The organism is Amycolatopsis sp. NPDC003861, from assembly GCF_053605405.1.
In genome coordinates, this window is the sequence record NZ_JBSGJD010000028.1 from 23,394 (window position 1) to 47,071 (window position 23,678).

Annotated in this window: 12 protein-coding genes; all 12 read right to left on the reverse strand. The window is 73.8% G+C overall.

Annotation, left to right across the window (positions count from 1 at the left end; all coding sequences use genetic code 11):
• Window position 1: 1 nt before the first annotated feature.
• The 12 genes from ACWEVN_RS10410 to ACWEVN_RS10465 all read right to left on the reverse strand — a co-directional run bounded on the left by ACWEVN_RS10410 (window position 2) and on the right by ACWEVN_RS10465 (window position 23,633).
• Window positions 2-682, reverse strand: a complete 681-nt coding sequence (locus ACWEVN_RS10410; RefSeq protein WP_449683429.1) for a hypothetical protein — start codon at window positions 680-682, stop codon at window positions 2-4.
• On the reverse strand, window positions 679-1,887 hold the full coding sequence (locus ACWEVN_RS10415; protein WP_452051032.1) for a cytochrome P450 family protein: 1,209 nt from the start codon (window positions 1,885-1,887) through the stop codon (window positions 679-681). Before ACWEVN_RS10415 ends, ACWEVN_RS10410 begins: the two co-directional genes overlap by 4 nt.
• Before the next feature lie 13 nt (window positions 1,888-1,900).
• The gene (locus ACWEVN_RS10420; RefSeq protein ID WP_452051033.1) at window positions 1,901-2,773 is read right to left on the reverse strand and encodes a TauD/TfdA dioxygenase family protein; all 873 of its coding nucleotides are present in this window, start codon (window positions 2,771-2,773) and stop codon (window positions 1,901-1,903) included.
• Between the two features lie 23 nt (window positions 2,774-2,796).
• Window positions 2,797-11,199, reverse strand: a complete 8,403-nt coding sequence (locus ACWEVN_RS10425) for an amino acid adenylation domain-containing protein (protein ID WP_452051034.1) — start codon at window positions 11,197-11,199, stop codon at window positions 2,797-2,799.
• Window positions 11,196-14,939, reverse strand: a complete 3,744-nt coding sequence (locus ACWEVN_RS10430; protein WP_452051035.1) for a non-ribosomal peptide synthetase — start codon at window positions 14,937-14,939, stop codon at window positions 11,196-11,198. The genes ACWEVN_RS10425 and ACWEVN_RS10430 overlap by 4 nt, the downstream gene beginning before the upstream one ends.
• A 147-nt stretch (window positions 14,940-15,086) precedes the next feature.
• Complete coding sequence (locus tag ACWEVN_RS10435; protein WP_452051036.1) at window positions 15,087-15,935, reverse strand: sulfotransferase domain-containing protein; 849 nt, start codon at window positions 15,933-15,935, stop codon at window positions 15,087-15,089.
• Window positions 15,936-16,038: 103 nt separating this feature from the next.
• A complete protein-coding gene (locus ACWEVN_RS10440; protein ID WP_449683435.1) occupies window positions 16,039-17,247 on the reverse strand; it encodes a cytochrome P450 in 1,209 nt (402 codons plus the stop codon).
• Entirely contained in the window at window positions 17,244-17,777 is a 534-nt protein-coding gene (locus ACWEVN_RS10445; protein WP_449683490.1) for a GTP-binding protein, read from the reverse strand. Before ACWEVN_RS10445 ends, ACWEVN_RS10440 begins: the two co-directional genes overlap by 4 nt.
• A 52-nt stretch (window positions 17,778-17,829) precedes the next feature.
• Window positions 17,830-18,189, reverse strand: a complete 360-nt coding sequence (locus ACWEVN_RS10450; RefSeq protein ID WP_310969732.1) for a DUF742 domain-containing protein — start codon at window positions 18,187-18,189, stop codon at window positions 17,830-17,832.
• A gap of 1 nt (window position 18,190) precedes the next feature.
• The gene (locus tag ACWEVN_RS10455) at window positions 18,191-18,607 is read right to left on the reverse strand and encodes a roadblock/LC7 domain-containing protein (protein ID WP_310969733.1); all 417 of its coding nucleotides are present in this window, start codon (window positions 18,605-18,607) and stop codon (window positions 18,191-18,193) included.
• Window positions 18,604-19,920 carry a sensor histidine kinase gene (locus tag ACWEVN_RS10460; protein WP_452051037.1) on the reverse strand — a complete coding sequence of 439 codons (1,317 nt, stop codon included), beginning with the start codon at window positions 19,918-19,920 and terminating at the stop codon, window positions 18,604-18,606. The genes ACWEVN_RS10455 and ACWEVN_RS10460 overlap by 4 nt, the downstream gene beginning before the upstream one ends.
• A 257-nt stretch (window positions 19,921-20,177) precedes the next feature.
• Complete coding sequence (locus ACWEVN_RS10465) at window positions 20,178-23,633, reverse strand: CHAT domain-containing protein (RefSeq protein ID WP_452051038.1); 3,456 nt, start codon at window positions 23,631-23,633, stop codon at window positions 20,178-20,180.
• Between the last annotated feature and the right edge of the window lie 45 nt (window positions 23,634-23,678).

Consider the following 23,678-nt stretch of genomic DNA (forward strand, 5'->3'; position numbering starts at 1 on the left):
CTCATCCCTCGGTGGTGTTGTAGTTGACGATCCGCGCCACCATCAGGGCGCGTGCCCCGGCCAGGGGGCTGTCCGCGTCCCGCCGCGCCACGTCCGGCAGCCGGTGGGCCTGGTCCGCGGTGACCGCCACCATGCCCCAGAGCGCGTTGAAGCCCGACGGGTCGGCCGGCTTCTCCGCGGCGGCCTCGACGGTCACGACGCCGTCCCCGCCGGCCACCGTCAGCGCGCCCATCTGCCGCAGCACCACGGGATCCCGCTCTTCGGCGGCCACCACGCTCCAGCCCGCGACCTCCGTCTGCCGCAGCGCGCCGAGCAGGCTTTCCACACTGCTGACGACGATGTCGGGCAGCACCAGCGCCACCGGTCCGCACGTCAGCGGCAGGGCGCACCGGATCGCCCCGTCGAGCCCCGGCGCGGCCACGTCGTCCTGGTAGACGAAGACCAGCTGGAAGGTGCCGGCGTAGCGCGCCAGGTACTTCACCGTGTCCAGCTTGTGCGGCCCGATCACGACGACCACGCGCACGCCGAGCCCGCTCTTCACCAGCTCCACCACGGCCTCCAGGCTGCGGTCGAGCACGGTGACCCCGGGCGCCAGGCAGTGCAGTTCCTTCGCGTACGGCGCGCCGAACCGCGTTCCCAGCCCGGCGCACGGCAGGATGACCGAAACGTCCGGGGCGTTCACCGCAGCCGCACCTCCACGGCGACCCGGTGCCGGGCGCGCGGCAGCGGCACCCACGCCTCTTCCCCGACCGGCTCGACGTCCGGGAAGCGCTCGAACAGGCTCCGCAACGCGACCTCCGCCTCCAGCTTCGCCAGCGCCACGCCGAGGCAGAAGTGCGGCCCCCAGCCGAATCCGACGTTCCCTTCCCGGCCCCCGTGCTCGGCCTGCCACCGCACGTCCGCGGCGTGCGGGTGCGTGAACTGGGCCGGGTCGCGGTTGGCGGCGCCGAGCACCGCCTGCACCGCGTCCCCCGCCTTGATCCGCACGCCACCGACCTCCAGATCGGTGGCCGCGTACCGCAAGCGGGCCAGCTGGACCGGGCCGTCCGTGCGGACCAGCTCGCGCACCGCCGCCGGCCACAGCTCCGGCTCGCCGCGCAGCAGCTCCCGCTGGGCGGGGTCGCGCATCAGCGCGAGCGCCGCGTTGGCCAGCATGTTCGCCATCGTCTCGTGGCCGGCCAGCACCAGGAACACGACCAGGGCCACCGCATCGACGTCGGTCAGGTCGTCCTGGGCGACGACTTCGCTGAGCAGGTCGTCCCGGGGTTCGGCGCGGCGGCGGTCCACCAGGTCGTGGCAATAGGCGAACATCGCGGTGAGCGTCGGCGTGATCGACGCCGGGTCGCCGTCGACGAGGACCTTGCCCCAGCGCCACCAGTCCGCCCAGTCCGTCTCGGGCACCCCGACCAATTCGCACACCACCGCCATGGCCAGCGGGTAGGCGTACTCGTCGAGCAGGTTCGCCGTTTCGCCGAGCCCGTCGAGCAGTTCGCCGGCGATCTGCTGCACCCGCGGGCGCAGGGTGGCGACGCGCGCCGCGCCGAACGCGTGGCTGATGCTGCGCCGCAGCCGCGTGTGTTCGGCGCCGTCGAGGCTCAGCAGGCTCGCGCGCAGGTACGGCAGGTGTTCCCGCGGCGTGCCCAGCGCGAGGAACGTCTCCTCCTGTGTCTGCGCGCCCTGGCCCGGCAGGCCCGCCGGGTCGTTGCGCACGGCCGGATCCGCCAGCACGGCGCGGACTTCGGCGCTGCCGGTGACCAGCCAGCCCTCTTCGCCGTTCGGCAGGCGGGCCCGGCAGACCGGTGCCGCGGCGAGGATGCGGTCGTAACCGCGCATCGGGTCGTCGAGGACGGCCGGATCGCGGACGTCCACCACGGGTTCGGACGACATCGAGCGCTCCCTCTCAGCCTTTGAGCGGGCCGCCGTCGATGGCGACGCGGTGGCCGAAGCGGGTGTGCGGGTAGTAGTCGTAGGTCGCGTGGTGCTGGACGCAGCGGTTGTCCCAGAACACCAGCGTGTCCGGCTCCCACCGCACCCGGCAGGCGAGCATCGGCCGGTTCGGCACGACCGAGAACAGCAGGTCGAGCACGGCCTGGCTCTCGTCGGCCGACAGCTGCGGGATGCGCGAGGTGTAGGCGGGGTTGACGTACAGCAGCGGCCGGTCGGTTTCCGGGTGCCGCACGACGACCGGGTGCTCGCTCACCGGCGGCTCGTAGCCGTCCGGGATCTTGTGGCCGCGGAAGGCGTGCGCGCCGTCGTGGATCGCGGTCAGCCCGGTCAGGAGTTCCTTCAGCTTCGGCGACAGCATGTCGTAGGCCAGGTGCATGTTCGCGAAGAGCGTGTCGCCGCCGCTGCCCGGCTCGGGCATCCGCGTGATGTGGAGCATCGAGCCCAGTGACGGCTCTTCGTCGGCCGTGCCGTCGGCGTGCCAGCCGTTGCCGAAGACAGTGGCCGACTCCGGCGCGGTCGCGACCTCGAGAATGTACGGGTCGCCGTGCTCGGGCGGCGGGTTGACCGGGCGCAGCTCGCCGAAGGCCGCGGCGAGGCGCTTGTGGTCCTCGACCGAGATGTCCTGGTCGCGGAACACCAGGACGTGGTGGTCCAGGAAGGCCGTCTTCAGCTCGGTGAGCTGCTCGTCGGTCAGGTCACGGGTCAGGTCGAGGCCGGTGACTTCGGCGCCGATGACCGGGGTCAGGCCCCGCACCGCCAGGGTCCGGTAGGCGCGCGCCGGCCGCGTGGTGATCCGCTTGACGGCGTCGAGTTCGTACTGCTCCATGGTTTCCTTTCCTCCGGTGGGTCTCACCGTTCGATGGCGGCGGCCACCGCGGTGACGTGCGGGGCGTGCACGACGCCGTAGTGGGTGGCGGGCAGTTCGTGCCAGTGGCTCGGTTCGGGCAGCAGGTCCCGCCAGCCGTCCCGGCTCGCCACCGGCAGGCCCGGTTCGGGTTCGGTGGCGAGCCAGACGTGGCTGGGCGTGGCGGTCAGGCGGGGCAGGGCGTGCCCGGTCATGCTGCGCAGGTTGGCCCGGGTGGCGCGGGCGAGCTTGCGCGCGTGCTCGCCCGCGGCGCCGCCGAGTTCGCGCTCGAACACCGTCTCCAGCTGGGTGTCGTCGTAGTCGGCGGCGCTCGCGCCGGGCGGCGGCGGGTCGATGAGGTGCAGGGCCCGCACCGGCTGCCCGGCCGCCTCGGCTTCGGCGGCCATGCCGGCCGCGACCCAGCCGCCGAACGACCACCCGGCCAGCTGCTTGCTCCGGCCGGGGAATCGCCGTTCGAGGGCCTCGTGGTAGCGGCGGGCCCGGTCCGCGACGGACCACCCCGGCGGTTCGGGGCGGCTCAGCGCGGGGTCGGCGATCACGCAGACGCCGAGCCCGGGCGGCAGGGCCTCGACGAGCGGGCGGTACGCGTGGACGTCCCCGCCGATCGGGTGCACGAGGCAGACGACCTCGGCCGTCGTCCCTTCGCGCCACACCTGGACGACGACTTCGCCGGTGCCGGCGGCCCGGCCCAGCTCGGCCAGCAACCCCGCCATGGTGACCTCCGGGCCGAGCCAGGCGAGATCGAGGTCGACGCCGTAGAGGCGTTTCACCGACTCGACCACGTCCAGCAGGGTGAGGGAGTCGGCGCCGAGGTCGTAGAGCGGGACGTCCGGGTCGAGCTCGGCGACGCCCAGGAGGGCACGGACTTCCTCGGTCAGGTCCGCCTCGGCGGGTTTCGCCGCCGCCTGCGGGGCTTCGCGTTCGTGGAACGATTTGGCGGTTTCGAGGCCGGTCGTGGCCACCAGGACCTGCGGGAGGCCGGTCGCCAGCGCGCGGGCGAAGGTGCGCCGCCCTTCGTCGTCGCTCAGCCCGACGGCCAGGTGGGCCTGGTGCCGGGCGTCGGATTCCAGGGCGGTGACGGCCATGCCGCTGTCGCGCCAGACGTCCCAGCCGATGGCGAGCCGGGCGGTCGGGCCGTCCCGGTGGGCGAGTGCGTCGAGGAACCCGTTGGCGGCGGCGTAGTCGAGCTGGCCGGTGCCGCCGAACTGGGCGGACAGCGACGAGCAGTAGACGGCGAAGGCCGGGTGGTCGCGTTCGATGAGCGCTTCCACGAGGAGGGCGCCGGCGAGCTTGACGTCCTGGGTGCCTTCGCCGCGGGTGGCGATCAAGCGGCCGCCCGGTGTCCCGGCGGCGTGCACGATCCCGGTCAGCGGGCCGTCGATCGCGTCGGCGGTGATCTTCGTGAGATCGGCGGCGAGCAGGTCGACGCGGTCGGCCCACGGTGCGAGGGCCTCGGGCAGGTGCGGGTGGCGGGCGAGCAGGACGACCCGGCCGGTCGAGCGGGTCAGCAGCTCTTCGGCGACCGCGGTGCCGATGCCGCCCGTGCCACCGAGAACGAGGTACTTCCCGTCCATTGTGGATACTTCTTGGGCCTCGGCGGGGGCGGTTCCTTGCCGCCACCAGAACCCGTTCCGGAAGGTCACGCGCTCGGGCGGGGTCGGGCCGGTGAGGAGGTCGGCGATGCGGTCGAAGTCGGGGCTTTCGAGGTCGACCCAGTGGCCGGGGACGCCGGTCTCCTGCGGCCCGACGGCGGTGATCCCGGCGAGCAGCCCGGCTTCGGGACGCGTGGCCGTGGCGCCGTGCGAGACCCACCACGTCCTCAGTGGACGGTCGTGGGCGGCGCGGAGGAGCGCGGCCGGCGTGTCGAGGCAGGCCCATCGCGCGTGGTCGAGGGACTTCTCCCCGACGGGGCCGGTGATGCCGAGCGGGAGGGTGTGGAGCCAGTCGATTTCCCGGTTCGGCAGGGCGTCGAGGACTTGGCGGAGCTGCGCGGTGTCGGCCGGGTCGGCTTCGAAGGTGTCGGGGCCGAGGCGGGCGAAGTGGCCGGCCGCGTGGACGCGCACGACGCGGGGGTAGGCGGCGTCGAGGGCGGGCGCGGTGAGGGCGCCTTCGCCGGAGATGACGAGGACGCGGTCGGCTGCGGTGGCGGTGGTCGCCCGGCGCAGGCGGATCCAGGTGGGCTGGTGCAGCCAGGCGGCTTCGGGCAGCCGGGTGGTGGTGCGCCGCGGGAAGTCGAAGGGTGCGGTGTCGAACGCGGGCGGCGGGAAGTCCCACGGCGCGGGGGCGGGGGAGTGACCCCAGTCGAAGGGAGCGCCGGCCAGCCACGCGGCGGCCGGCCCGGCGGCGGGCGTGGTGCCCGCCGGCTCGGTCACCTCCCGCGGCTCGGCCGTGCGCAGCCATTCGACCGCCGCGGCCGCGTCCTCGCAGGCCGCCGCCATCCGCCAGCGACCCGCCGGGCGACCGGACTGCAGGTGCCGCAGAACGTCCACATAGGACTCCGGGTGCGCGGCCAGGTACTCCGCCACCCGGGCCGCCTCCAGCTTCAGGGCCGGGGCGCTGCGGGCCGAAAGCACCAAGCATCGCACCGGATCACGCCGTGGCGGCGACCCGGGCCGGACCGACTCCAGGACGACGTGCGCGTTCGTCCCGCCGATGCCGAAGCTGCTCACCCCGGCCACCCGCGGGCCCGCGGGCCACGGCTCCGCCGACGTCGGCACCCGGAACGGCCCCAGCTCCAACGCCGGGTTGGGAGCCCGGAAGTCGACCGTCGGCGGCAGCACGCCGTGGTGCAGCGAAAGCACCGCGCGGACCAGCCCCACCACCCCGGCCGCCGCGCCGAGGTGGCCGAGCTGGCTCTTCACCGACGAGATCGCGCACGCCGAGGCCTCGGGCATCGCCTCCCGCAGCGCCGCCACCTCGATCGGGTCGCCCAGGCGGGTGCCCGTGCCGTGCGTCTCCACGTACCCGACGTCCGCCCCCGTGCGCCCGGCTCGCTCCAGGGCCGCGCGGATCGCCGCACGCTGCCCGGCCGGGGACGGTGCGCTGTAGCCCTGCTTGACCGCGCCGTCGTTGGTCACGGCCGAGCCGGTGACCACCGCGTACACCGGGTCGCCGTCGCGGCGGGCCGCCGACAGCGGCTTCAGGACCACGACGCCGACGCCGCTGCCACCCACCGTTCCGGCGGCGTCGTCGCTGAACGGGCGGCAGTGCCCGTCCGGCGAGAAGATGTGCTGCGGCCGGTACCGGTAGCCCTCGGCCAGGGTGACGTCGACGAGCACGCCGCCCGCCAGCATCACCTCCGCCTCGCCGCCGCGCAGCATCGCCGCCGCCTGGTGGACCGCCACCAGCGAACTCGAGCACGCCGTCTGGGTCGTCAGCGCCGGACCCGTCAGGTCCAGGTGGTACGCCACCTTCGTCGCCAGGAAGTCCTTCTCGTGGTGCAGGGCCAGCTGGAAGCCGTCCGGCAAGGCCGCCGGGTCGGCTTCGCGCAGCATCTGCTGGAAGTACGTGCTCTCGCCGCCGCCCGCGATCAGGCCGACGCCGGCTCCCGCGGTGATCCCGGCGTGCGTCAACGCTTCCACGCACGCCATCAGCAACTGCCGCTGCTGCGGGTCCATCAGGGCCGCGTCGCGGTGGCTGACGCCGAAGTACCCGGGGTCGAACGCCAGCGGGTCGGCCAGGAGGCTGCGCGCGCCGACCAGGCCGTCCGCCGCCGGGAACTCCTCGATCCCGCGGCGGCCCGAGACGACCAGGTCCCAGAACTCGGCCAGGTTCCGCGCGCCCGGCAGCCGGACCGCCATGCCGATCACGGCCACCGGCTCGTCGGCCACGGGCCGGGACGACACAGCGGTCGCGGCCGGGCCGCTCGCCAGGTGCCGCGTGAGGTCCCGCAGCGTGACGTGCTCGAAGAGGTCCGCCACAGTGAACCGGTACCCGGCTTCCGCGCAGCGCAGGTGGAACCGCATCAGCGCCAGCGAACCGGCGCCGGCGGCGAAGAAGGTCTCGTCCAGGCCGATCGGCGTCCCGGTCACCTCCTCGAACAGCGCCGCCAGCTCGCTCGACGGCCGGTCCGCCGTCCGGTGCAGGTCCGTTCCGGGCGCCGAAGAAGCGGCGTCGCGGTCGAGCTTCCCGCTCGGCGTGCGCGGCAGGACGTCGACGACCCGGAAGCGGTCCACCCGCGCGTGCGGCGGCAGCAGCGGCACCAGGGAGTCCGCCAGTTCCGCGGCCGACGGCGTCCGGCGGCACTCCAGGAACGCGGCCAGCCGGTCGTCCTGGACCGTGACGACCGCGTTGACGACGTCCGGGTGCCGCAGCAGCGCGGCTTCGACCTGCCCGAGTTCGAGGCGGTGGCCGCTGACCTTGACCTGCCGGTCGGCCCGGCCGTCGAAGTGCAGCAGCCCGGCGCGGTCGAAGTGCGCGAGGTCGCCGCTGCGGTAGTACAGCTCCGGCAGCTCGGCGAACTTCTCCGGCGCCGCGTCGCCGAGGTAGCAGCGGTTCGCCGCGAGCCCGCCGATGAGCAGTTCGCCGATCTGGCCGGGCGGCAGCGGGGTGCCCGCGGCGTCGGCGACGCGCAGGACCGCGTTCGCCACCGGCCGGCCGATGGCGGGCCGCTCGGGCCACGAAGCCGGATCGCCGTCGAGGGTCAGCGCGCTGACGACGTGGGTCTCGGTCGGCCCGTAGTGGTTGTGCAGGCGTGCGCCGGGCAGCCCGGCGAACCACCGGCGGATCGCCGGCGTGCACACCAGCTGCTCGCCGGCCGTGAGCACGTCCCGCAGCCGCGCCGGGTACCGCCCGAGCCGGACGCCGTGCTCGGCGAGCAGCTGCAAAGCGACGTACGGCAGGAAGATCCGCTCGATGCCCGCGGTGTCGAGCTGCGCCAGCAGCGCCGGGACGTCGTGCCGCCACTCCGGGCGGATCAGGTGCAGCCGGCCGCCGCCGCAGAGCGTCGTGAAGATCTCCTGGAACGACACGTCGAACGACAGCATCGAGAACTGCTGGGTCGCCGCGGGCGGCGCGTCCTGCCACTGCAGCAGGTTGGCCAGCGTGCGGTCCGGGACGCGCACGCCCTTCGGCACGCCGGTCGAGCCCGAGGTGAACAGCGTGTAGAGCGGCCGGCCGGCGTGCCGGGCCGGGACGTCCGGCACCGGGCCGCCGGTGAGCGTGACGAACCGCCGCTCGACGTCGGTGTCGAACGTTTCCCCCGGCGCGAGCAGGACGCACCGCGGCCGGACGCGGTCGAGCATGGCGCGCAGCAGCTCCGGTGGGTACGCCGGATCCAGCGGCACCGCGGTGATGTTCAGCCGGGCGAGCGCCAGCAGCGCGACGACGTGCTCGGCCGAGGGCCGGAAGTACAGCGCGATGTCGGTGGCGTCCGCGGGCAGGGTGGCGGCGAGCCGGGCCGCGTGCGCGTCCAGTTCGGCGTAGGTCAGGGTCGTGTCGCCGGTCAGCGCCGGGGCGCCGGGCGTCCGCGCGACCTGACGCGCGAAGCCTTCGGCGATGGTTTCCCACGCCAGGCCGGTGTCGGCCCCGCGGCCGTGGTCAGGACGGTCCGGTGTCCGCGCGTCGCCGTGCAGGGCGCGGCCGAAGACGTCGCCGAGGGCCGTCGCCTCGGTCTCGGTGAAGTGGCCTTCCCCGTACTCCCACAGGCAATCGAAGCCGTCCGGTCGTTCCACGACCGACAGCGTGAGCGCGCACTTCGCCTCCGCCGCCTCGATCCACTGTGGACTGATCGCGCAGCCGGGGAGGCGCAGTGCTTCGAAGTCGGTGTTCTCCAGGACGAACAGGTAGTCGAAGGCCGCGTAGCCGGGATCGAGGTCGGCGAAGGCGACGTCCTGGTGGTCCAGGGCCGCGCCCGCTGCGGTGCCGAGCCGGCGGAGCTGGGTGCCCAGGTCCTCGTCCGGGGACACGGCCAGGGGCAGCCGGACGGTGTTGGCGAACATCCCGACGCTGTCTTCGAAGGCCCGCACCGGCCGGTTCGCCACCGGCGCGGCGATCCGCGGCCGGGTCCGCCCGGTCACCGCGTAGAGGCTCCACGCGAAGACGCCGAGCAGCAGCTGGAACCGCGTCAGGCCCAGCTCGGCGGCCCAGGTGTCGACGCGCTCACGGTCGATGCGGGTCGTGTGGAGCCGTCCGGCCAGGGACGCTTCGCCGAGGGGTTCGGCGTCGTCGGACCGTTCGATCAGCCGGTCGCGGTAGCCGGGGGAGGCGAACCAGCGGGACTGCCAGGCGGCGAAGTCGAGGGGTGTGTGCGCGTCTCGCGGCGGGGTGCCGGACAGCTCCCGGAACAGGATGTTGAGCGACCAGCCGTCGACCGCGATGTGGTGCAGGCACAGCAGGAACGTCCCGTCGGGACGCCAGGCCGCGCGCAGCAGCCGGCCCGAAGCGAGGTCGAAGGGCGCGGTGAAGAAGTCGTCGGAGGGCTCGGTCCACGGGTCGTACGCCGGTTGCGTCACCTGCCGCAGGCCGGCGGAGGTGGCCTCGAACGCGGTGCGCAGCGCCGGGTGCCGCTCGACCAGCCCGCGCACGTCCCGGCGCAACGCCTCGAGGTCCGGCTCGCCGGTGACCCGGAAGGCGAGCGGCACGTGGTAGGCCGTGGACGCGGGATTGCGGTGCTGCACCAGCCAAAGCCGCTGTTGTTCGCTGGTGGCGGGGGCGACGGTGGCGGTGGTCGGGGCGGCCGGTTCCGGGTAGGCGGCGCGTCCCGCCCCCGAGATCGCCGCGGCGAGCTCGGCGAAGGTGCCGCGTTGGACGACCGACGGCGGCAGGTCCGTGCCCCAGCGTTCCCGGATCGCGAATCGGAGCCGCAACGCCTTGAGCGAGTCGCCCCCGGACCGCAGCCACGTGTCGCCGGGATGCAGTTCCGGGCCACCGAGGACGTCCGACACGACGTCGAGGACTTCGCGTTCCCACGCCGTCGCGTCGCCGCCGGTGTCCGGCCGCCACGCGGGGAGGCCACCGGCCAGGAGCGCGGTTTCGTCGACCTTGCCGTTCGCGTTCCGCGGCAGCTCGTCGACGCGGAAGACGTGGTGCGGCCGCATGTAGGCCGGAACCGTCTCGGCCAGGTGCGCTTCGAACGCGTCGAAGGACAGGTCGCCGGCCACGACGAAGGCGAGCAGTTCGGCGGTGGCCGCGCGGCGCACGGCTACGTGGGCCTGCCGGATCCCCGGGTGTGCGAGGAGGCGCTGCTCCAGCTCGCCCGGCTCGATCCGGAACCCGCGGACCTTGACCTGGCGGTCGGTGCGCCCGACGTAGGCGTAGCGCCCGCCCGGCAGCACTCGGACGAGGTCGCCGGTGCGGTAGAACCGCGCGCGGCCCTCGTCCAGCCACGGCAGCCGGACGAACCGCTGCCCGGTCTCCGCGGGCAGCCCGCGGTAGCCGAGGGCGACACCGGCGCCGGAGAGGTACAGCTCGGCGACTTCGCCTTCGGTGGCCACTCGCTCGTCCGGTTCGAAGACCGCGACCGCGCCGGTGCCGGGGAGCGGACGGCCGATCGGGACGACGTCGCCGTCGAAGCCGCGCGGGATCGTGTAACTGAGCGCGAACGTCGTCGTCTCGGTCGGGCCGTAGCCGTTCTGCAGCCGCGTCGGCGAGTCCGGGTTGGCCTGGTACCAGCGGCGGATCAGCGGCGCGTTGAGCTGCTCGCCGCCGATGACGACCCGGCGTACGGTGGCGAAGCTGCCGGGGACGGTTTCGGCGACCGCGTTGAACAGCGTCGCGGTGACGAACATCGTGTCGATGCGTTCCCGTACCAGCGCGTCGGCGAACGCCTGCGGGTCGCGCACGGTGTCGTCATCGAGGATCACGCACGTGCCGCCGGTGAGCAGCGGCACCCAGACCTCGAAGCTGAGCGCGTCGAAAGCGGGGTTGGCCAGGCAGGCGAACCGCGCGCCGATGTCGAGCCAGCCGGGTTCGGCCAGCCGGAGGATCCCGGCGTCGCGGACCTCGACCCCCTTGGGGCGCCCGGTCGTGCCGGAGGTGGCGAAGAGGAACGACGCCGGCGCCGGTTCGGCGGGCGCGCCCACTTCCACGGCTTCGGCCAGCAGCTCGGCCGGGGGGATGCCGGGCGGTTCGTCGCCGACCACGATCGCAGCGCCCGCGTCGGCGAGGATGACATCGCGGCGCGCGGGCGGGCTTTGCCGATCCAGTGGCACGACCTGAGCGCCCAGGCGCAGCACGCCCAGCATCACGAGGACGAGGTCCGCCGAGCGCGGGAGGCTGACGGCGACCGCGTCGCCCGGGTGGATTCCCCGGCGGGACAGCGACTCCGCGACGGCGGCGGCGCCGGCGTTCAGCTCGGCGTAGGTGAGGCGGCGGTCGCCGTCGGCCACGGCGAGGGCGTCCGGGTGCCGCAAGGCCCGGTCGTGGACGCGGCGGGCGATCGAGGTCATCGGGCCGCCAGCTCGGCCGTGATCAGCTTCGCGACCAGTGGTAACGCGTCGCTTTCCAGCATGTCCCAGTGGCCGCAGTCCGCGGGGACCACATCGAACTCGCCGAGGGCGCGGCGGCGCCAGAACTCGGCGCTGCCGGGGATCGGGTCCTCGCCGACGGCCTGCACGAAGAGCACGCGCGCGGCGGTTTCGCCGGGGTCGTGTTCGCGCGCGGTCAGCCGGTTGTGGTTGTACGTGCGGTGGTAGCGCTCGATCTGCGCGTCCTCGATGCCGGGGTACATCCCGTTGAAGCGGACCAGCTTCTCGCGGAACTCGGCCGCGGGTACCGGTTCGATCGCCGCCTTCGCGGCCGGGTCGTCGGTGGCGGTGGTGTCGAGCAGGACGACGCTGGCGCGCTCGCCGAGCCGGCGGCCCATCTCGTAGGCGATCAGCCCGCCGTAGGAAAGTCCACAAAGGACCAGCTTTTCCCCCGGCTGCGGGTCGACGAGCCGCAGGTACTCCTCGGCCATCGCCTCGACGCTCGGCAGCGGCTGCTCCCCGGCGTTGAGCCCGGGGGACTGGATACCGACGACGCCGGCGTCGTCGGGCAGGAGCCCGCTGAGCGGCAGGTAGCAGAACGCCGTGCCGCCCGCCGGGTGCACGCAGACGACCCGGGCCGGGCCCGTGCCGCGGCGGAACTCGATCAGGCTGCCGGTCTCCGGTGGGCGGTCCGCGCGCAGCAGCGCGGCTTGCGCCTCGATGGTCGGGTGCAGGATGACGTCCCGGATGGGCAGCTCCCGGCCGAACTCCGCACCGATCGCGTGGGCCAGCTTGATCGCCGAGATCGACGTGCCGCCGACGTCGAAGAAGTCGTCCGAGACACCGATCGCCGGGTGCAGCAGCAGGTTCCGCCAGATCCGCAGCAGCGCGAGTTCGGCGTGGTCGCGCGGAGCGGTGGTGTTGACCGCGGCGGGGGCGCTCGTGCGGGCGCGCGCCAGGACGGCGTCGCGGTCGAGCTTGCCGCTGCGGCTCATCGGCAGCCGGTCGAACTCGGCGAACACCGACGGGATCATGTAGTCCGGCAGCCGTCCGGCCAGCGCGGCCCGCCATTCGTGCGGTGTCCGGCCGGCGCCCGCGACCCCGGCGACGAGCCGCGGCTCGCCTTCGCGGTCCACCAGCACGGCGGCTTCCTGCACGCCGGGCACGGCGAGCAGGGCGGCCGTCACCTCGCCGGGTTCGATGCGGAAGCCGCGCAGCTTGATCTGGTCGTCGCGGCGGCCGGCGTATTCGGCTTCACCGCTCGGGAGCCACCTCGCCAGGTCCCCGGTCCGGTACATCCGCTCGCCGGGCTTGAACGGATCGGCGACGAACCGTTCGGCGGTCAGGTCGGGCCGGTGCAGGTAGCCGCGGGCCAGGCAGTCGCCGGCCAGGAACACCTCGCCGACCACGCCGGGCGGCACCGGGCGCAGGCGCTCGTCGAGGAGGTACAGCCGGGAGCCGGGCAGCGGCCGTCCGATCGGGGCCGGGCGGTCGCGCGGCTGCGGGTCGACGTGCGCGGTGGCGTAGAGCGTGGCTTCGGTCGGCCCGTAGCCGAAACAGATCCGCAGCCCGGGCAGGGCGGCCGCGAACCGGGCGAGGGCGGCTTCCGGCAGCGGTTCGACGCCGGTCAGCAGCTGCCGCAACGCGAGCCCCTGCAGGCGGGCGGGGTCTTCGTCGGCCCACCGGATGTAGGCGGGCGGCAGGAAGGCCTGGACCACCCGGTGCTCCCGCAACCAGGCCATCAGCGCGGCCGGGTCGGGCCGGACGTCCTCGGGCACCACGTGCAGGACGGCACCGGTGGTCAGGGGCAGCAGTAGTTCGTGCACCGAGGCGTCGAAGCCGATGCTCGACCACGCCGACGTCGCTTCGCCGGGTGTCGCGCCGAAGCGGTCCAGCCATTGGTCGAACAGGGCGAGGACGCTGTGGTGGGTGACCTCGACCCCCTTCGGGCGCCCGGTCGACCCCGACGTGTAGATCACGTACGCGGTGTCGCCGGGCTCGGTTCCCGCCGGTCGCCGGGTTTCGTCGCCGTCCAAGGGAAGGCCCTCGTCGAGGACCAGCACCGGGCACGCGTCCTCGATCATCGCCGCGCGCCGGGCGGCCGGCTGGGCCGGGTCGAGCGGGAGGTAGGCGGCCCCGGTCTTCAGCACGCCGAGCACGGCGGTGACCAGGTCCTTCGACCGTCCACTGAGGACACCGACCACCCGCCCGCGGCCGGCTCCGCGGGCCCGCAGCGCGTTCGCCAGTTTCGTGCTGCGGCGGTCCAGTTCGCCGTAGGTGCAGGTCTGGCCGTCGCAGACGAGTGCGGGGGCGTCCGGGCTGGTGTCGGCGTGGGCGGTGAACCGCTCGACGAGCCCGCCGGGCCGCCGGTTCGGTCGCGGGCCGGTGCTCCAGGAGGTGAGGATCTCGCGGCGTTCGGCGTCGTCGAGGAGCTCGTAGCCGGTGATGTCCGCGTCCGGCCGCGTGGCCAGCTGGTCCAGCAGCCGGACGAGGTAGCGGGCGTACCGCTCGGCGGTGGCGTGGTCGAAGAGGGCGACGGCGTAGTCGAGGTGGCCTTGGACGTCACCGGCTTCGTGCGCCAGACCGAGGGCCAGGTCGAACTTCGCGGGAGCGTGCTCGACGTCGAGGGGCGCGACGGCCACGCCGGGCAGGTCGAGGAGGTCGTGCTGGGTGGGCACCCAGGCGAACATGGTCTGGAACAGCGGGGTGTGCGCCGGGCTGCGCGGCGGGTTGACCAGCTCGACGACCCGTTCGAAGGGCAGCTCGGCGTGGTCGATGGCGCCCCGCAGGGCCGCGCGGACTTCTGTCAGCAGGGTGGCGCCGGTCCGTGGGCCGGACAGGTCGGCGCGCACGGCGAGGGTGTTGACGAAGAAGCCGAGCGTGTTCTCGCCGGTGTCGTCGCGGTTGGCGGTGGGGACGCCGACAACGATGTCAGTTTGCGCGGAAAGTCGGGATAGCAGGAGGCACCAGCAGGTCAGGATGGTGGAGTAGAGGGTGACGCCGTGCTCGCGCGCCAGGGTCTTCAGCCGCGCGGTGAGTTCCGGCCCGAGCTGCACGGGCACCCGGGCACCCCGGAAGTCCTGCCGGGCGGGCCGCGGCCGGTCGGCAGGGAGTTCCAGCACCGGGGGGACACCGTCGAGCCGGTCCCGCCAATAGTCCTCGTGCGGCGACGGGCCGTCGCCGGTCAGCCAGTCCTGTTGCGCCCGCGCGTGGTCCCGGTAGGGCCGGGCGGGTGGCAGGGCGGCTTCGGTGCCGCTCAGCTCGGCGGCGTAGAGGAGGCCGAGTTCGCGCAAGAGGAGAGTCCGCGACCAGCCGTCGAAGACGGCGTGGTGGACGGTGATCAGGAGGACGTGCTCGCGATCGGACTCCACCAGCAGCCGGGCCCGGGCCAGCGGGGCCCGCGTCAGGTCGAACGCCGCCAGGGCCTCGGCCCGCCGCAGCTCGGCCGCCTTCTCCGGCCGCCCGGAGACATCGTTGACAAAGCACGGAAACCCGACATTCTCGACCACCTGCACCGGCCGCCCGTCCTCGACGACGAACCGGGTCCGCAGCGCCTCGTGCCGCTCGGCGAGAGCATCGAACGCCCGCTGCAGTGCCGCCCGATCCACCGGCCCGCGCAACGCGAACGCCATCGTCTCGTTGTAGGCCGCTCCGGCCCCGTCCAGCTGGCAAACGGTCCAAAGGCGCTGCTGGCCGGACGACAGCGGGGCGGACACGCGCATGGAGGGCCTTTCCGGTGGGGGGCGGGCGAGCCTGCGCCGTCGCAGCCGCGTTGGGGAAACGCTCTCTGTCTTCCGCGCCAGTTAACACCACACCATCGGGTGGTGCCAAAAGTCTGCCCGGAAGTCCCTTCGCGAGTGGGCCAAGCGTCAGCCCCGGTGGAGCCACCCGGCCAGGTCGGCGGGCGCCAGCGAGGCCACCCGCCGGTGGTAGTGGTCGATCGCGGCGGCGTCGAGCACGTCACGCCACTGCCCGCTGGTGCCCGACCGGAAGAACGCCTTATTGCTGCGCCACAGCTTCGCGTCGACGCCGGGAGCCAGCTCGTCGGCGCGGTTGCGCATACGGTCGAACGTGGCCGCCGCGGCGAGCTGCTCGATGCGCCGCGACGAGATCGACAGGGCGTCCGCCAATCGGCGCAGCTGGCCCGGAAGGTCGGCCTGCAGGTCCGCGTAGTGGAACAACGCCACCCGGGGCTCGTCGCGGTGGTCCCAGAACGTCCGCACGTGGTGGACCAGGTTCGCCAGGCTCACGCCGAACGTGTCCGACGACGGCGTGGGTTCCGCGTCCACCCACCGCCGGAACCGGTCGAGCGGGTCGGCCGGCGGCGGGGCGAGGACCTGAAGGCCGCCCGCGGTGATGGCGTCCGGGTGGATGTTGGCCACCGCGTGGTCGAACGACAGCATCGCGTCCCGCGGGTCACGGCCGACGCACACGTACGTCACCCCCGGCGCGGACGGCAGGCCGTCGAGCGGGGTGTGCGTCTTGACGAACCGCCGGTGCTCCTGGCTCTCCAGCGCGGCGAGGATCGCCTCGGTGTCGTACGTCGTCGCGTCCAGCCACGGGGAAATCTCCGTGAGCGGCCGGGGCAGCTCGGCGGTGCCGAAGACCAGCAGCGCGCACAGCATCTGCAGCCACGTCGTGCCGCACTTCGGCGGGGTGCTGAGCACGATGTCCCCGGCGCGGAACCGGAACCGGTCCCACAACGCGCTGTCGGACACCACTGTGCGATACCGCCGCAACCCGCCCATTTCCGGCTCCCCGCCTGGTGAGCCGCCAGAATCCCACGGTCCCGGTGCGCGGGCTATCCGCGAGCCGGGGGAATCACCAGGCCGGCGTGAACTTCACCGGCAGCGCCGCCAGCCCGCGGAACAGCGGTGACGGCCGCCAGGCCAGTTCGCCGGCCGGCACTGCCAGCCCGACGTCCGGGAGCCGGTCGAGCAGGACCTCGATCGCCGCCTCGGCGATGACCTTGGCGATCTCCTGGGCGGCGTACGGGCACCGGTGTTCGCCGTGGCTGAACGACAGGTACGCCTGGTTGCCGGTCGAGGCCTGCGGGACGGGCCGGACGAGCGGGTCCTGGTTGGCCGCGGCGAGCCCGAGGATGAGCAGGTCGCCCTTGCGGATCTGCCGGCCGCCCAGCCCGAGGTCGTGGACGGCGAACCGGCCCGGGAAGTTCTGCGTCGGCGTGTCCTCCCAGAGCACCTCGTTCAGCGCCTGGCCGACGCTGCGGCGCCCGCCGGACAGCGTCATCGCGAAGCGGTCGTCGGTGAGCATCAGCCGCAGGGTGTTGCCGATCCAGTACGCGGTGGGCAGCTGACCCGCGTTCATCAGGTGCAGCAGGTCCTCGGTGATCTCCTCGCCGGCGAGGCCGGCCGGGTGGGCCAGCAGCCGCGAGGTGACGTCCGGCCCGGGGTCGCGCCGCTTGGCTTCGACCAGCCGCCGCACCTTGTCGCGGACGCGCGCGTACGCCTCGTTCGCGCCCTCGCCGGCGGCGTGCGTCCGGTAGACGTCCCGGACCAGGTCGGCGGTTTCCGCGTCCGGCACACCGATCATCCGGGCCACGACGGGCAGCGGGATCCCGTCGGCGTACTGGGTGATCAGGTCGGCCTCGCCGCTGCCGGCGAAGGCGTCGACGAGCTGATCGGCCACCTGCTGGGCCCGGGCGCCCAATTCGAACTGGTCCACGGCACCGAGGGCCTCGTCGAGCGCCTGGGCCCGCCGCCGGTGCTCGGCGCCCTCGGCGAACATCATCGTGGGCTGGTGGGCCAGCAGCGGGAGCAACGGCCAGTCGGGCGGGACGCGGTCCCAGGCGTTCCAGCGCCGCGAATCGCGCCCGAAGACCTCCGGGTTGCTGACGACGTACTGCACTTCGCGGTACCCCAGGACCAGCCACGCCGGCACGTCCCCGTCGAGCAGCACCGGGGCCACCGGCCCGTGAGTGCGCCGCATCTCCGCGTAGAGATCCGCCGACGTCTGCTGGAAACCCGGCCCGGACAACGGGGTGGCGAGGGCGGGCGGAGGGGTGCTCATGAAGTGGTCTCCCGGGCGGCGGACAGGGCGAAGAGGTGGTGGACGAGGGAGAGCAGGACGGTCTTGCTGGACTCGCGCCGGCGGGCGTCGCAGTCGATCAGCGGCACGTCGGGGGACAGGTCGAGGGCCTGGCGCACCTGGTCGAGGGAGTGTTCCGGCTCGCCGAAGTTGTTGCGCGCCACGATGAACGGTGTCCCGTGGTGTTCGAGGCGGTCGATGGAGTACCAGGAATCGGCCAGCCGGTGGGTGTCCACCAGCACGACGGCGCCCAGCGTCCCGGCGAACAGCCGGTCCCAGAGGAACCAGAACCGCTCCTGGCCCGGGGCGCCGAACAGGTACAGCACCATCCGCTCGTTCAGGCTGATCCGGCCGAAGTCGAAGGCGACCGTGGTGGTGGTCTTGCCGGGCGAGGCACCGTCGTCGATCCCGATGCCCGCCTGCGTCATGGTTTCCTCGGTGCTGAGCGGGCGGATCTCGCTGACCGACCGGACCATGGTCGTCTTGCCGACCCCGAACCCGCCGACGATCACGATCTTCAGCCCGTCCCGGGCGGTGCTCGGCAGCGGGGCGCGGACGTCCTGGTCAGAGCTTCTGCAGTCCAACGAGTACCTGCTTCAGGGTTTCGAGATCGGGCAGATCGGCGGCGGCGGGAGCCGAGGACGGGTGGCGGGCGGTGACCCGGCCGGTGTCGAGCAGGTCGCACAGCAGGATCTTCACGACGCTCACCGGCAGGCCCAGCTCCGAGGCGACCTCCACCATCGCCGTCGGGTGCCGGCACAGGTGCAGGATCCGGACGTGCTCGGACTGCATGCCCGGCACCGGATCGCCTTCGCTCACGATCAGCGTCACCAGGTCCAGCGCGCTCTCGTTCGCGCGGCTGCGCCCGCCGGTGACGGTGTACAACCGGTCCGGGTCCTCGCGGTGGAGGTCTTGCCGGCTCATGTCACCCGGCCGCCGTCGGCTGCTGGGGGCGGGCCGGCGCGGTCAGGTACTCGCCGAGCTGCTCGACGAGCTCGTTCATGTTGTGGCCGATGAGACCCACGTCGGCGTCGTCGTCGGCGATCACGGCGAGGTGGGCGCCTTCGCCGGCTTCCACGATGAACAGCATCCCGCCGTGGAACTCGGTCATCGACTGGCGCACCCCGCCGGTCCCGTCGCCGAATTCGATGGACGTGCCGTAGGCCAGGCTCTGGATGCCCGAGGCGATGGCGGCCAGCTGGTCGGCCTGGTCGACGGTGAGCCCGCGGGTGTGGCAGAGCTTGAGGCCGTCCTTGGACAGCACCAGGGCGTGCCGGGTGCCCGGCGTCTTGCTCCGGAGGTTCTCCAGCAGCCAGTCCAGGTCGTGGTCCGTGGTGTTCATCGGCTGTCCTCCGAGGAAGCAGAAGGGCGGGTTCCCCGGCCGGCCGCGTGGAACGCGCTGAACTTCGCCCCGGCGTCGGCCCGGGCGGGCGCGGGACTCGGCGCCGGTGGCGGTGGCGGCTTGGGCGCGGCGGCCAGCGTCTGCCCGCGACGCCGCTGGGGCAGCCCGGACGCGGCACTCTCCACTGTGGACACCGGCGCGGCGGCCACGGCCACCGGTTCGGGCTTCTCGACCGGCGGCGCGGCCGGCGGGGTGTCCGGTTCGGCTTGGGTGATCAGGAGCCGCGGGATCAGCACCACCACGCCGGTGCCGCCCCGCGCGGACGGCCGGAAGTGCACGGTCAGGCCGTGCTTGCGGGCCAGGCACCCCACCACGGCCAGGCCCAGCCGGGTCCCGGACAGCGTGGTCAGGTCCAGCGGTTCGGAGGACACCGCCCGCACCGCCCGCTCCAGCGCCGCGGGCCCCATCACCAGGCCGCTGTCCTCGATGGTGACCACCACGCCCGCGTGCACCTCCTCGACGTACACGTGCACGTCCTCCGAGGGAGGGGAGAAGCTGGTGGCGTTGTCCATCAGTTCGGCCAGGGCGTGCATGACGCCTTCGGCGGCGTACCCGGCGACCGCGACGGTGCTGGTCGAGTGCGTCCGCACCCGCTGGTAGGCGCTGATGCGCCCCATCGCGCCGCGCAGGATGCTCTCCATCACGATCGGCTTGGTCCAGCGCCGGCCGGACCGCGCTCCGGTCAGCACGGCGATGCTGTCCGCCAGCCGGCCCGCCTGCGCGGTGCTGTGGTCCAGTTCGAGCAGGTCGCCGAGCACGGTTTCGTCGTGGCGGCCTTCCATTTCGCGCAGGTCGGCCAGCATGCTGGTGGCCAGCGCCTGGACGCGGCCGGCGGCGTTGGCGCAGGCCGCCATCGTGGCCGCGCGCATCCGCTCGCCCCGGCTGATCTCCTGCGCGACCGTGGCCAGGAGCCGCCGGTGGGCCCCGTCGATCGAGTCCGGCACTTCGGCGAGCGCGGTGTCCGCCGACGCACCGTCGCGCACCCGCTGGACCAGGGCGGGCACCGTGTCGTCGGCGAGCCCGACGGCTTGGGCGTCCAGCGCCTCGATCCGGCTCCGGTACCGGCGCGCCGCCTGCGCGAAGTGCGCGGCGAGCGTCACCGCCGCGCACACCACCGCCGCGGCCACCCCGCCGTACCAGGCCACCAGCGTCCGGTCCGCCCCCGGCACCTCGGTCGTCAGCCACCACCACACCGCACCGGTGACGACGACGGCGACCGGCAGGACGTAGCGGGCGGGTAACTGCACTGACATCGATCAGGTCCTCGGGGGCGGTCGGAGACAGGACAACGGCGCGCGGCACCGGAGATTCCGGGCTGCGCCGGGGTTTCGAGCGGATTTCACGGAATGGGCAAGCGGGAGCGGCGCCAGGGCGAGGACGACCCTAGCGCCGATCTTTCCCGTCCGTAAGAGTCAATCTTCTCCGGCAGGAATTTCGCCGGTCTTCGCCGTTTCCGGAAAGTCAATTACCGACGCGCCGGGAAACGGCCGGGAAACGGGGTACCGCCCTTTTACTGTCCGAAGTGGACGAACTGGGCCCACTTGCCCGGCTCGTAGGGTGACTCGTCCCGCAGCCGCTTCACCACGGCGTGCAGGGCGGCCGCCGTGCCCGCCGGGTCGAGGGTGCCGTCCGGTCGGGCGAGGGATCCGTAGATGCCGGCCGTGACGGTGGCCGCCGTTTCTTCGCCGATGGCCCACAACGTCGAGACCACTTGGCGGAACCCGGCGATCTGGAGCGCCGCGGCCAGGTGGCCGGCTTCGTCCGGCGCGGCCGCGTCGGGCATCGCGGTGTGGCACGCCGACAACACCGCCAGCTGGGCGTCGCCGAGGTCGAGCCGGCTGATGCCGGTGGTGGTGAGCGGGCCGTCGGCGAGGAACAACGCGGCCTCGCCGTCCGGGGTCGTGCCGCCGTGGCAGGCGAAATGCGCGCACGAGTACTCCGTCAGCCGGTCCGTCACGTTCCGGACGGTCGCTTCCGCGCCGGCCAGGATCGCGCTGCCGGCGGCGAACACGCTGACCATCTCGGCTTCGTGGACGGCGCCGGGCAGATCGGGCAGGCCGGTGACGTAGGCGGGACGGCGCTCGCAGGCGACGGCGAGCGGCCGGTGCGGGACCGGCCGCGCCGGGCGGCGGGCGTGCCGCAGCGCCCGGATCGTCGGCGTGCTGGAGGAGACCACGCGGTCGAGGACGGTCCGGCCGGGCTCGTCGTCCGGGTCGTGGTACCCGGCGGCGTGCAGCGGGCTCAGCGCGAGGGGACCGGTGGGGCACCACCACAGGCGCGACCCGGGCGGGACCCGGATCTCGTCGAGCACCGGCTCGGCCACGGTGTCCCACAGCCATTCCAGGTAACCCAGCAGCAGCTGCTCCCGCGGCCCGGAGGAAAGCCCGCCGGTGCCTTTCTGCGCGGTCGCGGCGAGGTAGGCCCGGGTGCGGTCGTGCGCTTCGGCGTGCGTCAAGCCCTCCAGCGGGATGACGTGGCTGCCGTCCGGGGTCAGCACGATGGCGTCACAGCGGATCCGGCTGACGTTCACCAGCACGACCGGACCGGCCGCCGAAGACTTCGCGAGTTCCGCGAACGGCGTCGGACGCAGGAAGCCGGCGAACCCGGGCCGGGTCCGGATATCGGCGACGATCGCGTCCCACTCGGCCGCCGCGGCCCGCCGGTCCGGGGCGTCCGGGTCCACCGCGCTCAGCCGCTCGGCCAGCTCGGGGTGGGCCGCCCGCAGCCCGGTCAGGTCGGCGCGGCGGTCCAGGACCTGGCTCCACCACAGGGAACGGCCGTGCTCCAGCAGTTCGACCGCCCGCTCCGGCCGGCCCGCGGCCAGCGCCGCCGCGGCCGCGTCACCGGCGAGCCCGGGCCACTGCGCGACGAGCTTCCCGCGGTCGGTCGCGGACAGCCCGCGCCACACCAGCTGCGGCAGGAGTTCCACGGCCTGCTCGTAGAGGCCGGCGACTTCGCCCGCGTCGTCACCCCGGCCGGCGCGCAGGTCCGCGAGCGTCACCAGGGCCCGCATCCGGTCGAACGACCGGCCTTCCGGCAGGGCCGAGAGGACCGCGATGGCGTCGTCCGGACGGCCGAGCGCGGTGTAGGCCTCGGCGAGGCCCTGGAGCGCGATCGTGTGCAGCGGCGCCTCTTCGCTCGTCGCCGCGCGGACTTCCGTGAAGGCGGTGACGGCGTCGAGCAGATCCTGCCGGCCGGTGTTCAGCTGCCCGCGGTCGCTCAGCGCCAGGCCGGCGTTGAGCAGGGCGTGGACGTCGTACTCCTGACGCAGCGCGGCGTCGAGGTGGTCGATCGCCGCGTCGAGGTCCGCCGGCTCGCCGGTGGCGAGGAAGCGCTGCCGCAGCCGGTTGCCGAGGTTGGCCCGGGCGTTGGCGATCCGCAGAGGCCCGGCCGTCGCGACCGCCCGCTCGCCGACGGCGATCGCCTCGTCGAGGTCGTGCCGCCGCCCGAGGTGGCTGTAGCGGTAGAACAGCGCGCTGCCCAGGATGTGCAGGCTGGTGGTGCCGTGGGCGTCGTCGAGTTCGACACCCCGGCGGGTGAGCGTGACCGCCTCGTCGAGATCGGCGCTGTCGCGATCCCGCAGGAACCGGTTGACCAGTGCGGCGGCGAGGTTGCCCAGCTCCTCGAGGACGTCGGCCGGGCCGTCCACGGGACGGCCGATCGCGGCGCGCTGCAGGTCGATCGCGGCGTCCAGCTCGGCGCGGTCGCCGGTGAGCTCGTAGCGGAGCATGAGCGCGGGACCCAGCCGGGTCTCGATCAGCCACCGGCGCGGGTGCCCGGCCGGCACCGCGGCCAGCAGGGCCTCGCCGTCGGCGCAGATCCGGTCCAGCAGGGCGTGGTCGCGGGTCTGCTGGTACTCCCCGAGCAGTCGGGAGAGCCGGTTGCCGTGGCGCACCAGCTCGGCCGGGTCGCCGGCCACCCCGGCGGGCGTGCTCCGCGGTTCTTCGGGGCCGGCGACGTACTCCAGGGTGACGCCGGGCGGCGGCTCGTACTGCCGCACCGGACCGCGCGCTTCCAGCACGCTCGCCAGCCCGCGCTCGGCCGCGGCGCGCAGTTCCGCGTCCGGCGCGTGCTCGACGGCCTGCCGCAGGTAGTGCGCCGCCGTGTCGAGGTCGGCGACGTCGCCGGTCGACTCGTGGCGCTCGCGGTACAGCCGGCCGATGTTGTGCACGGTGATCGTCCAGACCTGGTGCCCCGGCGGGTAGACGTCGAGGACCTGGCGTTCGGCCTCGAGGAAGGCGTCGAGGGAGGCGCGGGTCCGCTCGTGGTCGTGCCGGAGGCGGCGGACGTCGGCCGCCACGGTGAGGAAGGGACGGCGGTTGCCGTCGTCCGGCGGGCACCGCCGCAGCGCCCGGTCGATCTCCTCCTCGGCGGCACCGAGGAGGGCGACGTCGCCGGTGGCCTCGATGTGGTGGATCAGGGCCGTGCAGCGCAGCGCCCCGATCGCCGCGCGGTCCGGATGATCGGCCGGAAGCGCCACCAGCGCCCGCTCCAGCAGCTCGCTCACCAGGCCGAAGAGGTGGACGGCGCCGGTCGACCCGGCCAGCAGGTGCAGTTCCCGGGTGGCGAGCACCGACTCCTCGGCGCGGGAGCGGTCGCCGGTGAGCACGCCCAGCCGCAACGCGCTTTCGGCGATCGCGGCCAGCGAGAACGGGACCAGATCGGGCTGGTCCGCCCGCACGAGCGGCAGCAGTTCGCGGTAGTGCTCCAGGGCCCGGCCGAGGTCCGGCACCGAACCGGTGGCCTGGTGCCGCCGCATCCGCGCGTCACCGAGGAACATCAGGGTCGCGGGCCGCTCGGGCGCGTCGGGGGCGCACCGCTCGAAGGCGGCCGTGCCCGCGGCGATCGCCTGCTCGAGGGCGGCGAGGTCGCCGGACTCCTCGAAGGTGGCGAGCCACCCCTTGCCCTCCCACAGGGCGCCGCCGACGAAATCGTCGTCCGCCTGCCCTTTCCGCCGCCCGAACACTGGCGCCCCCTCGCGACCGGTTGGCCACCGATGGTAGTGCGGATG

Bases quoted from the DNA above. Each gene is read 5' to 3' on its own strand.
- ACWEVN_RS10415 (WP_452051032.1), bottom strand. From the start codon at position 1,887: ATGTCGTCCGAACCCGTGGTGGACGTCCGCGATCCGGCCGTCCTCGAC.
- ACWEVN_RS10420 (WP_452051033.1), bottom strand. From the start codon at position 2,773: ATGGAGCAGTACGAACTCGACGCCGTCAAGCGGATCACCACGCGGCCG.
- ACWEVN_RS10425 (WP_452051034.1), bottom strand. From the start codon at position 11,199: ATGACCTCGATCGCCCGCCGCGTCCACGACCGGGCCTTGCGGCACCCG.
- ACWEVN_RS10430 (WP_452051035.1), bottom strand. From the start codon at position 14,939: ATGCGCGTGTCCGCCCCGCTGTCGTCCGGCCAGCAGCGCCTTTGGACC.
- ACWEVN_RS10440 (WP_449683435.1), bottom strand. From the start codon at position 17,247: ATGAGCACCCCTCCGCCCGCCCTCGCCACCCCGTTGTCCGGGCCGGGT.
- ACWEVN_RS10450 (WP_310969732.1), bottom strand. From the start codon at position 18,189: ATGAGCCGGCAAGACCTCCACCGCGAGGACCCGGACCGGTTGTACACC.
- ACWEVN_RS10455 (WP_310969733.1), bottom strand. From the start codon at position 18,607: ATGAACACCACGGACCACGACCTGGACTGGCTGCTGGAGAACCTCCGG.
- ACWEVN_RS10460 (WP_452051037.1), bottom strand. From the start codon at position 19,920: ATGTCAGTGCAGTTACCCGCCCGCTACGTCCTGCCGGTCGCCGTCGTC.